The sequence below is a fragment of the Salinirussus salinus genome, assembly GCF_009831455.1.
GTDB classification, from domain to species: domain Archaea; phylum Halobacteriota; class Halobacteria; order Halobacteriales; family Haloarculaceae; genus Salinirussus; species Salinirussus salinus.
The window spans coordinates 317,711-329,631 of sequence record NZ_WOWO01000004.1 but is presented as its reverse complement, the minus strand read 5'-3'; the positions used below and the strand labels follow the sequence as shown (position 1 = coordinate 329,631).

Annotated in this window: 11 protein-coding genes; 9 read left to right on the top strand and 2 right to left on the bottom strand. The window is 70.8% G+C overall.

Annotation, left to right across the window (positions count from 1 at the left end; genetic code table 11):
• Nucleotides 1-195: 195 nt before the first annotated feature.
• Entirely contained in the window at nt 196-2,163 is a 1,968-nt protein-coding gene (locus GN153_RS15545) for an aconitate hydratase (protein ID WP_159904401.1), read from the bottom strand.
• Between the two features lie 120 nt (nt 2,164-2,283).
• Here GN153_RS15545 and GN153_RS15540 point away from each other — a divergent pair, with 120 nt between their 5' ends.
• The 3 genes from GN153_RS15540 (at nt 2,284) to GN153_RS15530 (ending at nt 3,934) form a co-directional block, all read left to right on the top strand.
• Nucleotides 2,284-2,754: a deoxyuridine 5'-triphosphate nucleotidohydrolase gene (locus GN153_RS15540; RefSeq protein ID WP_159904399.1), complete on the top strand. Its 471-nt coding sequence runs from the start codon at nt 2,284-2,286 to the stop codon at nt 2,752-2,754.
• A gap of 206 nt (nt 2,755-2,960) precedes the next feature.
• Nucleotides 2,961-3,620, top strand: a complete 660-nt coding sequence (locus GN153_RS15535; RefSeq protein WP_159904397.1) for a helix-turn-helix domain-containing protein — start codon at nt 2,961-2,963, stop codon at nt 3,618-3,620.
• 44 nt (nt 3,621-3,664) lie between these two features.
• A complete protein-coding gene (locus GN153_RS15530; protein WP_159904395.1) occupies nt 3,665-3,934 on the top strand; it encodes a HalOD1 output domain-containing protein in 270 nt (89 codons plus the stop codon).
• A 38-nt stretch (nt 3,935-3,972) separates the two neighbouring features.
• Here the strand turns inward: GN153_RS15530 and GN153_RS15525 are convergent, their stop codons facing one another.
• Entirely contained in the window at nt 3,973-4,617 is a 645-nt protein-coding gene (locus GN153_RS15525) for a class I SAM-dependent methyltransferase (protein ID WP_159904393.1), read from the bottom strand.
• A gap of 133 nt (nt 4,618-4,750) precedes the next feature.
• Between GN153_RS15525 and GN153_RS15520 the strand changes: the two genes are divergently transcribed.
• The 6 genes from GN153_RS15520 (at nt 4,751) to GN153_RS15495 (ending at nt 11,912) form a co-directional block, all read left to right on the top strand.
• The gene (locus GN153_RS15520) at nt 4,751-6,580 is read left to right on the top strand and encodes an ATP-dependent DNA ligase (RefSeq protein ID WP_159904392.1); all 1,830 of its coding nucleotides are present in this window, start codon (nt 4,751-4,753) and stop codon (nt 6,578-6,580) included.
• 82 nt (nt 6,581-6,662) lie between these two features.
• A complete protein-coding gene (locus GN153_RS15515; protein ID WP_201287930.1) occupies nt 6,663-7,166 on the top strand; it encodes a hypothetical protein in 504 nt (167 codons plus the stop codon).
• 84 nt (nt 7,167-7,250) lie between these two features.
• Nucleotides 7,251-8,603 (top strand): FAD-dependent oxidoreductase, encoded by a 1,353-nt coding sequence (locus GN153_RS15510; RefSeq protein WP_159904391.1) that lies wholly within the window; start codon nt 7,251-7,253, stop codon nt 8,601-8,603.
• A gap of 296 nt (nt 8,604-8,899) precedes the next feature.
• Nucleotides 8,900-9,259, top strand: a complete 360-nt coding sequence (gene trxA, locus GN153_RS15505) for a thioredoxin (protein ID WP_159904390.1) — start codon at nt 8,900-8,902, stop codon at nt 9,257-9,259.
• Nucleotides 9,260-10,300 carry an NAD(P)/FAD-dependent oxidoreductase gene (locus tag GN153_RS15500; RefSeq protein WP_159904389.1) on the top strand — a complete coding sequence of 347 codons (1,041 nt, stop codon included), beginning with the start codon at nt 9,260-9,262 and terminating at the stop codon, nt 10,298-10,300.
• Nucleotides 10,301-10,445: 145 nt separating this feature from the next.
• Nucleotides 10,446-11,912 carry an MATE family efflux transporter gene (locus tag GN153_RS15495; RefSeq protein ID WP_159904388.1) on the top strand — a complete coding sequence of 489 codons (1,467 nt, stop codon included), beginning with the start codon at nt 10,446-10,448 and terminating at the stop codon, nt 11,910-11,912.
• Nucleotides 11,913-11,921 lie beyond the last annotated feature (9 nt).

Genomic DNA, 11,921 nt, shown 5'->3' with positions numbered 1-11,921 from the left:
ACTGTCATAAGTATCTTCTGTGATTGCCACGGACGGCGCCCGTCTTCCTGCAGCGATGCGGGTGCGTGACAGTGACAGGCCCCCACACACCGGACCTCCCGGCCGGTGGCGACCGGTTCGAGGGACGCGTCTACCGTGCGGGTGGTGGTCGGCCGGCCGAAAAATTCGCGTCGGTTCGGTCGAAACGGCGGGCGGTCAGTCGTCGGCCGGGGCGCCGCTCTCGTCGTGTTGCTGCTTGACGTGGGTCAGCTTGCCGCCGTCCGCGAGGATCTCGCGTTCGCGGGCGGAGGCGTCGAGCATGCCCGTCGCCTCCCAGTCGTCGTTGACGCGGATGGTGAACTCCTCCTGGCCCGACCGCACAGCTTCGGAGACATCGTCGACGATCTCGATGTCGTCGCCCTGGTCGATCTGCTCGTAGGTCTCCTCGTCGATCTCCAGGGGGAGCAGGCCGAAGTTGAAGAGGTTCGCCTTGTGGATGCGGGCGAAGCTCTGGGCGAGCACGCCCTCGATGCCCAGGTACATGGGACAGAGGGCGGCGTGCTCACGCGAGGAGCCCTGGCCGTAGTTCTCGCCGGCGACGAGGAAGCCGCCGTCGGACTCCAGGGCGCGCTCGGCGAAGCTGTCGTCGACCCGCGAGAGGGTGAACTCCGACAGCTTCGGGATGTTCGACCGGTACATCAGGATGTCCTGTGTCGCGGGGATGATGTGGTCGGTCGTGATGTTGTCTTCCATCTTCAGCAGCGCCGGCCCTTGCAGGTGGGCGTCGAGCGGGTCCTTCAGCGGCACGTCGCCGATGTTGGGGCCCTTGACGAGGTCGTCGTCGACCGGGTCGTCCGGCGTGATGATGTCGTTCTCGGCGCCCTCGTACTCCTCGGGCAGCTCGAAGCCGGGGTCCTCGAGGTCGCCCAGCTCGTCGGCCAGGTCGCGCGGGTCGACGATCTCCCCGGCGATAGCCGCGGCGGTGGCGACCTCCGGCGAGCACAGGTAGACGTTGTCGTCCTCGATGCCGGAGCGACCCTCGAAGTTGCGGTTGAACGTGCGCAGGCTCACCGAATCGGAGCCGGGGACGTGGCCGATGCCGATGCAGGCACCACAGGTCGACTCGGAGTAGTTGACGCCGGCGGCCATCATCTCCGCGGTCCAGCCCTGGCGGGCGAGCATCTCGCTGGCCTTCTTCGAGCCGGGCGCGACGATCATCTCGGTGTCCCGTTTGATCGAGCGGCCTTCGAGCATCTTCGCCGCGGGCAGGATGTCCTCGTAGCCGCCGTTGGTACAGGAGCCGATGATGACCTGGTCGACGTCCTCGCCCGCGACCTCGCGGACGGGGACGACGTTGTCGGGCATCGACGGCGTCGCGATCAGCGGCTCGATCTCCGAGAGGTCGATGGTGATCTCGTCGTGGTACTCGGCGTCCTCGTCGGGCTGGAGCTCCTCGAACTCGTCGGCGCGGCCGACCTTCTCGAGGTACTCCTTGGTGCGCTCGTCGGTCGGGAAGATGCTCGAGGTCGCGCCGAGCTCCGTCCCCATGTTGGTGATGGTCATCCGCTCGGGCGCCGACAGCGTCTCGACACCGGGGCCGGTGTACTCGAAGATCTTGCCGACGCCGCCCTTCACGGAGAGGCGACGGAGCATCTCGAGGATGATGTCCTTCGCGGTGGCCCACTCGGGCAGCTCGCCCTCGAGCCGGACGTTGGTGACCTCGGGCATGTCGATGTAGTAGGCGCCACCGCCCATCGCGACGGCGACGTCCAGCCCGCCGGAGCCGATGGCGAGCTCGCCGAGCCCGCCGGGCGTCGGGGTGTGCGAGTCCGAGCCGAGCATCGTCTTGCCCGGGGCGGCGAAGTTCTCGCGGTGGACGTTGTGGCAGATGCCGTTGCCGGGACGCGAGAAGTAGGCGCCAAAGGTACCGGCCGCAGAGCGCAGGAAGCGGTGGTCGTCGGTGTTCTTGAAGTCGAACTGGTATGTCTGGTGGTCGCAGTACTGGGCCGCCAGTTCCGTCTGGACTTCCTCGAGGCCGAGCGCCTCGAACTGCAGCCAGACGAGCGTCCCCGTCGTGTCCTGGGTGAGAACCTGGTCGATCTCGATCCCGATCTCCTCGCCGGGCTCGAGTTCGCCCTCGACGAGGTGGTCGTCGAGGATCTTCTCGGTGAGCGTCTGTCCCATAGCGTCCGAACTTCGACTATCCGCGGATATAAATCATGTGTGTTGGAGGGCGAGCCCGGACGGCCGTGGAGAACTGGGGGCGACCGGCAGCGTTTTTTCCCGGCTCCGACAGGGGAGGATATGTTCAGGAGCGGCCAGTTCGTCGCCGACCAGCTCGGGGGCGTCCGCCAGGAGCAGGTCCAGCCCAACGGCGTCGACCTCACGCTCGGGGCCGTCTTCGAGCAGGTCGAGCCCGGCCGGGTCGGCCGCGAGGGCAAAACAGTCGGTGACCGGCGGGAGTGCGAGCCGGTCGAAGACGACCCGGCGGTCTACCGCCTCGACCCCGGCGGCTACGTCCTCCGGTACGCCGACCGCGTCCGGATCCCGGAAGGCCACGTCGGCTTCATCTACCCCCGCTCGTCGCTGCTGCGCAACTCCTGTATGCTCGACACCGCCGTCTGGGACGCCGGCTACGAGGGGCGCGGCGAGGGGTTGCTCGAGGTGTACCACACCGTCGAACTCGAGGCCGGGGCCCGCGTCGCACAGCTGGTGCTCGCCCGCGCTGACCACGAGGACACCTACGACGGCAGCTACCAGGGCGAGGGGCTGTGACCGCGGGATCGTTGCATGACATATCAGGCAATACGGCTATGTGTCCGCGCGTCGAACACCGTGTGACGCGTTGGGGGAGTCCCGTCCGACCGTGCCTCTGACACCTTCCTGAGCCGGGTTTTCCCTCCAACGGGTCTCCGGACGCCGCCGAGTCGCGGACCCGTGCGCCGTCAGTACTTAACATCTGGCTGTGTTACGTCCGAGACATGATCGCGGAGTTTCAGTTCGAGACGGGCGTGCTCGGCCCGGCACTCGACGCGGCGTCGGCGGAGGCGGCCGACATCTCCTCGCTCGACTCGACGGGGGAGGTCCCGCTCTGTGCGGCGCTGTGGCTCGGCGGGGCCGGGACCGACGTCCGGGACCCGCTGGTCGAGCGGGAGGTCACCCGGACCACGACGGAGGTGGCCGCGGGGCAGCGGGGCTCGCTGTACCGCGTCCGGTACGGCCGGGCCTTCGACGGCACGGACGTCTACCGCGCTGCGGTCGAACACGAGGGGGTGTTCGTCTCCGGGCGAGCCGGAACGGGCGTCTGGGCGCTGCGGCTGCAGTTCCCGGACCGTGACGCCGCGGCGGCGTTCCGGGAGCGGTGCGAGGCCGCCGGCGTCGCCGGGTCCGTCGAGGCCCTCTACGAGTGTGAGGGGTCGCCGCGGGCTGCCCGGTTCCGGTTGACCGAGCCACAGCGGCGGACGCTGGCGGTGGCCGCGAGGCGCGGGTACTTCGACGTCCCCCGGCAGGCATCGCTCGCGGAGCTGGCCGACGAACTCGACGTGTCGAGCCAGGCGGCCTCCGAGCGGGTCCGGCGTGGCCTCGACTCGCTGGTCGAGGAGGCGCTGCTCTCGCCCGCGGACGGCTCCTTCACGCGCTGAAACCGGCCCGGCCCCTTTTGTACTGGCTCCGCGATAGTCCGGCCATGGAGACCGACGACGCCGAACTGTACGTCGTCCGGACCCGGGAGGGGGACGGCGCGGAGTGGGTCCGCCCGGCCTCCGTCGAGGAGGCCGTCGTCGACGCGCTCACCGAGACGACCGCGCTCACGGCCGGCGACATCGGCCCCCTGGGGACGTACGTCGACGCCGCGGACCTGCGGTCCGTGCTCCGCGCCACCGGCGGGACGGTGACCTTCCCGGTCGAGGAGTACGAGGTGACCGTCCACAGCAGCGGCCGGGTCACTGTCCGGTAGCCGGGTCGTCGCACGGCCCACCGCACGGGCCCGACGGCTCAGCTGTCCGCCAGGCGGGCGCTGGCAACGAAGACCGTCCCCCAGACGTAGGTGTCGAGGTCGACCTCGTCGAAGGCGGTCGCGAGCGCCCCCGTGACGTCCGCGTCGGGGTTCCAGTCGGTCGCCCACCGCGAGACCGGGACGACCAGGCGGTTGAGCGCCGTCCACGGCTCCCCGAACGGCCGCGCGTCGAGCAGCGCCATCCGCCCGCCGGGCCGCAGCAGCCGGCGGGACTCGCGGGCGACCGCGTCCGGGTCGGCCATCGCGCTGGCGGCCATCGACGCGTAGACCGCGTCGACGGGACCCACAAGCGGCAGACGGCTCGCGTCGGCCCGCAGGACGTGGACGTTCGTCCAGCCGGCCTCGCGGACGCGCTCGCGGGCCCGGCGGACCATCCCCTCGCTGTAGTCCAGCGCGACGACACGCCCCCGCGGACCGACGCGCGTGCGCAGGCGGTGGAGGCTGCGCCCGTCGCCGCAGCCGAGTTCGAGGACGGTGTCGCCGGGCGACAGCGCCAGCGCGTCGACGCTTTTCGCGCGCAGCTGTGCCTGCCTGCACAGAAAGGCCGCGTCGTACAGCCCGTCCAGCAACTCCCCGTGGCGACTCCACCAGTCGTAGAGCCGCTGGCCGCGCCGGCCGGACATACCCGGCCTTCGGCGGCCCGGGTCTTGTGGTTGCCGGCGGCGTTTCCCGGAAGCTTCTCGCATCCTGGCCCGCCGGACTCGCCACGGCCCCGCGGGCCGCCCCGTTTATGTCCCGCCGTCCCGAGACCCGGGTGTGGAGTACGCTGCGCTCGTGGAGGTGTACGACCGGCTGGCGGAGACCCAGTCGACTCACGGGAAGGTCGCCATCGTCGCGGAGACGCTGGCCGAGACCTCCCACGAGGACCTCCCGATGGTCCTCAGACTCCTCCGGGGAGAACTGTTCGCGCCCTGGGACCCGGCGGAACTCGGCGTCTCCTCCAGCCTCGCGAGCCGGGCGGTCCAGCGGGCGACCGGCGTCGCCGCCGAGGACGTGGAGGCCGGCTGGCGCGAGACCGGCGACCTGGGCAGTGCCGCCGCCAGGGCGGTCGAGCGGCAGGTCCAGCAGACGCTCGTCTCGGAGACGCTGACCGTCGAGGGGGTCTACGAGGAGCTGCGGAGTCTCGCCGGCTACGAGGGCGCGGGAAGCGAGGACCGCCGGGTGGACACCGTGGCGGGGCTGCTGGCCGACGCCGACCCCGACGAGGCCACGTACGTCGTCCGCACGGCGCTCGGTCACCTCCGACTCGGCGTCGGCCGCGGGACCGTCCGGGACGCCATCGCCGCGGCCTTCCTCGGCGGCGACCCCGACGAGCCCGGCGAGACCCCCGGGGCGGACGTCGAGGCCGTCGAGCACGCTCTCCAGGTCACCAACGACCCCGGACTCGTCGCACAGACAGCCGCGGACTCGGGCCGCGCTGGGCTTGCCGACCTGGACCTCGAAGTCGGCCGGCCGGTGGAGGTGATGCTCGCGGAGAAGACCGACTCCGTCGAGGCGGCCGTCGCCGACGCGCTCGAAGCGAGCGACACAGGCGCCGCCGGCGGGAGCGAGGGTGACGGCGGGAGCGGCGACACCCCGCCCGCCCCGCTCGCGGAGTACAAGGTCGACGGCTTCCGCGCGCAGGTCCACTTCGAGGCCGGAGCGAGCGAGGGGAACGACGGGAGCGCGGGAGGGGGTGACGGAGGAGACGGCAGCGGGGGCGGGACCGGCCCGCAGCTGTTCACCCGCCGGCTGGAGGACGTGACCGCGCAGTTCCCCGACGTGGTCGACGCGATGGCGGGGTTCGACGCCGACTCCTACATCGTCGAGGGGGAGGTCGTCGCCCACGACCCCGAGACCGGCGAGCCGCTCCCCTTCCAGCAGCTCTCCCGGCGGATCAAGCGCAAGCACGACGTCGCGCGCCTCGTCGAGTCGGTCCCGGTCGTCATCTACCTCTTCGACCTCCTCTACCTGGACGGGGAGTCGCTGCTGGAGCGGAGCCTGCTCGAGCGGGTCGACGCACTGGAGGGGCGACTGACCGAACGCACTCGGGAGGTCGAGCGGATGCCGAGCCTCCGCAGTCGCGACCCGGACCGTGTCCGGGCGTTCTACGAGGAGGCGCTCGCGGCCGGTCACGAGGGGCTCATGGTCAAGACTGCCGACGCGACCTACCAGCCCGGCAAGCGGGTGGGCTACACCCGGAAGGTCAAACCCACGATGGAGTCGCTGGACCTGGTCGTCACTCGCGCGAAGTGGAGCGAGGGGCGGCGCTCGAACAACCTCGGCCGGCTCTACCTGGCCTGCCGGGACGGCGACACGTTCCGGGAGGTCGGACGGCTCTCGACGGGCTTCACCGACGAGCAGCTCGCGGAGCTGACCGCCCGGCTCGAACCCCACATCCTCGAGCAGGACGGCCGGGACGTCGACCTCGAGCCCACCGAGGTGCTGGAGGTGGGCTACGAGGGGGTCCAGCGGTCCCCGGAGTACGACTCGGGCTATGCCCTGCGCTTTCCCCGCTTCGAGGGGTTCCGCGACGACTTCGATACGGCCGGCGCCGACAGCCTCGACCGCGTCGAGTCGCTGTACGAGAGTCAGACCGACACGTAGCGAGCGGAGCCGGGAGGCAGTCAGGACCCGACACGCGAGGGGGACGCGAAGACACAAGCCATCCCGTGGCGTATGTCATCGTATGTCACTCGACGTCGAGCCCCCCGACCCGCCGGCGCTCCGGGGCCCGCAGTCCCGGGGCGAGTACGACGCCATCGACATGACCGACCAGGAGGTCACCGACGACTACCGCCGGGAGGAGGTGGCGGCGGTCCTCGAAGACGGGGCGTGGGCCGACGCCTTCGAGGAGTGGAGCGAGCACACATACCTCTCGGCGGCGGAGTTCGAGACAGCGCGCGAACGCGGGCTGGTCGAGCAGTTCGACTTCTACTGGGACCCCGCGACCGACGAGGTCGGCTACCGCAGCCCGACCGTCCCGGAGGGGAGCCGCGACGCGTTCGAGGACCCCGACGGCGTCGCGGAGGAACTCGACGCGCTCGGCCGGGTCGTCTCCGAAGTCCTCGAGAACGACTACCTCCGGCGCGACGAGAACGACTTCGGCTTCTTCGACGACGAGACCGAGGCGGAGGACGGCGAGGACCGGAGCCGGAACCAGGGCCGGGGCCGGGAACTGGACCGGCGGTGACAGCCCCCCGAACCCCGAATAGGTATTTCGCAATATTGTGGAATCTACGGAATATTTTTGAGGTCGCCGCACCAACCACGAGACATGAGCGACACGTTCGTGGTCGTCGGCGGTGACGCTGCGGGGATGAGCGCCGCGAGCAAGGCCAAACGCGAGAACCCGGAGCTGGACGTGGTCGTCTTCGAGAAGGGCGAGTGGGTGTCCTACGCCGCCTGCGGGATGCCCTACTACGTGAAAGGCGAGGTCGAGGACCTGGAGGACCTGGTCGCCGTGACGCCCGAGGAGTTCCGCGAGGAGCGCGACATCGACCTGCGGACCGGCCACGAGGTCGTCGGGGTCGACCCCGGGGCCGGGACCGTCACGGTCGAGGGCGAGGGAGAGACGTTCGAACAGCCCTACGACCACCTCCTCGTCGCGACGGGGGCGACCGCGGTCGAGCCGCCGTTCGACGGCCTGGACCTCGACGGCGTGTTCACCATCCACGACATGGACGAGGCCGGCGCCATCGAGGACTACGTCACCGAGCGCTCGCCCGACACCGCGGCGGTCGTCGGCGGCGGGTACGTCGGCATCGAGATGGCCGAGGCGCTGTCGGCACGCGGCGCCGACGTACACCTCTACGAGATGCTGCCACACGTCCTCCAGCCGTTCGGTGACGCGGTAGCCGAGGTCGTCGAGGAACACCTGCGAGCGCAGGGCGTCCACTTACACCTCGACACCGCCGTCTCGGGCTTCGACGGCGAGGGGAGCGTCGAGCGCGTCGGCTTCGAGGGCGAGTCCCGCCCCGCCGACATCGCGGTCGTCGGCGTCGGCGTCGCGCCGAACACACAGCTCGCGGCGGACGCCGGCATCGAGCTGGGCGAGACCGGCGCCATCGCGACCGACGAGTACGGCCGGACGAACTACGGGAACGTCTACGCCGCGGGCGACTGCGCGGAGGCGCGCAACGTCGTGACCGGCGAACCGGACCACGTGCCGCTGGCGCTGACGGCCAACCGCGCCGGCCGCGCCATCGGCCAGACCGTCGCCGGCGACCCGGAGCCGGTCGGCGGGACCGCCGGAACGGCCATCGTCAAGGCGTTCGACCTCGGCGCCGCCCGGACCGGGGTCGTCGACGAACAGCGGGCGCGGGAGGCCGGCTTCGACCCGGTCTCGGTCTCGATCTCGGCTCCGACGCGGGCCCACTACTACCCCGGCGGCGCCGAGCTCACCGTCACGCTGGTGGCCGACGGGGAGTCCGGCCGGCTGCTGGGCGGGACGGTGGTCGGTCGGGAGGGCACAAAGCGGGTCGACACGGTCGCGACGGCGCTCGCGGCGGGCATGACGGTCTCCGAACTCCAGAAGGCCGACCTGGCCTACGCGCCGCCGTTCAGTCCCGTCCGTGACCCGATCCTGACGGCGGCGAACGTCCTCGAGGGCAAACTCGACGGGGAGTAAGCGACGCGGCCGGCTTCCGGGCACGCTGGCGGCGTGAACCGGGTCGGCGCGAGGGGCTGCAGCGGGACCCGACAGTCGCTGTCGAGTCCGTCCACGAGCCGCTTTCCGGGAACCCTCCTCACCCGTATATTGTACAAGCCATACATCCAATCGGGTCGGATAGGCGAGAACAGAGAGACGTTCCGGCTGTCCACGACCGAGAGACGTTCCCACTGCCCGCAATCGCCCCTTGAAGTTGTGTAGTATTGTATATTCTATCCAAAACCTTAACTGCCGCTGGTGCCTACGAACCGGCGATGGCAACCGACACTGCATCCGACGCCGGCACCGCCACCGCGAACGAACCGCTCTACGTCGACGGCCGGGCACAGCTCGACGACGTCGTCGCCGAGAACGATGTCGTTCTCACCGATTTCTACGCGGACTGGTGTGGCCCCTGCCAGATGCTCGAGCCCATCGTCGAGACACTGGCCGCGGAGACCGACGCGGTCGTCGCGAAGGTCGACGTCGACGCCAACCAGGAACTCGCGGCCGCCTACGGCGTCCGCGGCGTGCCGACCCTCGTCCTGTTCGCCGGCGGCGAGCAGGTCGAGGAGGTCGTCGGCCTCAGAGGGGAAGAGGAACTCCGGGCGCTCGTCGAGTCCTACGCAGCGTAGATGGCCGGGGACGTACACGACCTCGTCGTCGCCGGCTCGGGGGTCGCTGGCCTCTCGGCGGCGGTCTACGGCGCTCGCTCCGACCTCGACCCCCTCGTGCTCGAGGGCGACGAACCGGGCGGCCAGCTCACGCTGACGACCGACGTCGAGAACTACCTCGGGTTCCCCGACGGCGTCGGCGGGATGGAACTCATCCAGCGCGGGAAAGAGCAGGCCGAGCAGTTCGGCGCACAGTTCCGGCACGGCAGCATCGAGTCCGCCGACCTGGACGGGCAGCCGCTGGCGCTGTCGCTCTCGACCGGCGAGACGGTCCGGACCCGCGCGCTGGTCGTCGCGACGGGCGCGAGCGCCCGCTGGGTCGGCGCCGACGGCGAGGACGAACTGATGGGCTACGGTCTCTCGACCTGCGCGACCTGCGACGGCGCGTTCCACCGCGGGGACGACGTCCTCGTCGTCGGCGGCGGCGACAGCGCGATGGAAGAGGCGCTCTTCCTCGCGAAGTTCGCCGATTCCGTGACAGTCGTCCACCGCCGGGACGAACTCCGGGCGTCGGAGATCATGGCCGAGCGCGCCCGTGACCACGAGGACGTCGCGTTCGCCTGGAACACCGAACTCGTGGCGATCGACGGGTCCCGGGAGGAGGGCGTGACCGGTGCGACGCTCGTCTCGCACCCGGACGGGTATCCACGAGAAAAGTACGAAGCCGGCGAGGACGTCGACGTCGAAGCGGTCGATGTCGGCGGCGTATTCTACGCCATCGGCCACGAACCCAACACTGCCTTCCTCCGGGACACGCCCGTGGCCCTCGACGGGGACGGGTACGTACAGACCGCTCCCGACGGGGACGCGTGGGCGACGACGGAGACGGCGGTCAGTGGGGTCTTCGCGGCGGGTGACGTGATGGACCCCGACTACCAGCAGGCAGTGACTGCCGCCGGCACGGGCAGCATGGCTGCCCTGGACGCAGAGGAGTGGCTCGCCTCGACCGACGCGACGGCCGCCGGTGCCGCCGAGCTGGTCCCCACGGAAGCCGGGGACTGAGGGGCACACTTCGCTGAGGGGGGCTCTGAAGGGTCGAGCCCCAGGTCGGTCGCGACCTCGTCGCTCTCACCTGCCCGGCGGTCACGGCGGCCACGGGGTCGGCCCACCCGAACCTATTTTTCCGGGTCGACGGTAGACGCCGGGGATGGTCCGCGAGCGGGTCCGGCGGCTGCTGTTGCGCTTTCCCGACGCACTCGCGCGGGTCGGGCTCGTCAGCCGCAGGCGGGCCCGCGACACCTTCGAACTCGCCGTCCCGTCGATGGTCTCGGCGGGCATCTGGACCGTCCTCCGGATCACCGACTTCTTCATGGTGAGTCTCGCCCTGCCCGACGCCGCGGTCGCCGCCCTCGAGATCTCCTTTCAGTTCTACTTCGTGGGCTTCAGCCTGGCCATCGCGGTCTCCAGCGGGACCATCAGCCTCGTCTCGCGGTTCAAAGGCGCCGGCGATGACGACGCCGCCGACCTCGCGGTCAAGCAGTCGGTCTGGTTCGCGGTCCTGATATCGGTGCCCCTCACTGCGGTCTCCTGGCTGTTCGCCGACGAGCTCATGGGGCTGTTGAGCGCCGACGCCGCCGTCGTCGAGTTCGGCGCGGCCTACCTCCAGGTCGTCATGCTCGCGCTGGTCTTTCGCTTCGTGAGCATGATCGGCTCGCGGGGCCTGCAGGGATGTGGCGACACGGTGACGCCGATGTACGTCAACCTCGTCGTCATCCCCATCAACATCGTCCTCAACGCCGTGTTGATCTTCGGACTCGGCCCCGCGCCGCGGCTGGGGATCACCGGCGCCGCCATCGGGACCGCCGTCGCGAACGTCTTCGGCGCGACCGTCTTCACGGCCATCTACCTCTCGGGGCGGTTCCCGCTGCGCTTCCGGCCCGGCGGGACCCAGGTCGACCTCGCGATGGCCGGCGAGATCCTCCGGGTCGGGCTGCCGCTGGCCGGCCGGCGGCTGGTCGCCACGCTCGGGCGCTTTCCCTTCCTGTACCTGCTCGGGATCCTCGGCACGCCCGTCGTGGCAGCCTTCGCCATCGGCCGCCAGATCGTCCAGCTGGCGATGATCCCCGGGTGGGGCTACGCCACCTCCGCCAGCACGCTCGTCGGCCAGCGGCTGGGCGAGGGTGCCGAGGACGAGGCGACCGCCTACGGCTGGGAGACCGTGACGGTCGCGCTCGCCACCCAGCTACTCGTCGGCGCCGCCTTCGCCGCCCTCGCCTACCCCATCGCCCGCCTGTTCGGGACGGCGTCGGTCGACCTCACTGCGGCGTTCATCTGGGTGTTCGTCCTCGGGATCGCCGGGACGAGCGTCGCCCAGACCCTGGAGGGAGGACTGCGGGGCGCCGGGGACACCACCTGGCCGCTGTACGGGATGGCGCTGGGGACGGCGCTCCGGCTCGGGGTCGCCGTCCTCGCGGTGCCGGCAGGGCTCACGCTGGCGACCGTCGGCGGGGTCGAGTTCGCGCCGGGGCTCGGCCTCGGGGTCGTCGCCGTCTTCGCCGCGATCCTCGTGGACATGTACAGCCGGGCCGCGGTCAACGCGGTCCGGTTCCGGAGCCGCCGGTGGCAGGCAGTCGCCCGCCGGTCGGCCGACCGGCAGGCCGCGAGCGAGGACTGACCCGGCGGC

Coding starts and splice junctions, on each gene's coding strand:
- GN153_RS15545 (WP_159904401.1), bottom strand. CDS start 2,163: ATGGGACAGACGCTCACCGAGAAGATCCTCGACGACCACCTCGTCGAG.
- GN153_RS15540 (WP_159904399.1), top strand. CDS start 2,284: ATGTTCAGGAGCGGCCAGTTCGTCGCCGACCAGCTCGGGGGCGTCCGC.
- GN153_RS15535 (WP_159904397.1), top strand. CDS start 2,961: ATGATCGCGGAGTTTCAGTTCGAGACGGGCGTGCTCGGCCCGGCACTC.
- GN153_RS15530 (WP_159904395.1), top strand. CDS start 3,665: ATGGAGACCGACGACGCCGAACTGTACGTCGTCCGGACCCGGGAGGGG.
- GN153_RS15525 (WP_159904393.1), bottom strand. CDS start 4,617: ATGTCCGGCCGGCGCGGCCAGCGGCTCTACGACTGGTGGAGTCGCCAC.
- GN153_RS15515 (WP_201287930.1), top strand. CDS start 6,663: ATGTCACTCGACGTCGAGCCCCCCGACCCGCCGGCGCTCCGGGGCCCG.
- GN153_RS15510 (WP_159904391.1), top strand. CDS start 7,251: ATGAGCGACACGTTCGTGGTCGTCGGCGGTGACGCTGCGGGGATGAGC.
- trxA (WP_159904390.1), top strand. CDS start 8,900: ATGGCAACCGACACTGCATCCGACGCCGGCACCGCCACCGCGAACGAA.
- GN153_RS15500 (WP_159904389.1), top strand. CDS start 9,260: ATGGCCGGGGACGTACACGACCTCGTCGTCGCCGGCTCGGGGGTCGCT.
- GN153_RS15495 (WP_159904388.1), top strand. CDS start 10,446: ATGGTCCGCGAGCGGGTCCGGCGGCTGCTGTTGCGCTTTCCCGACGCA.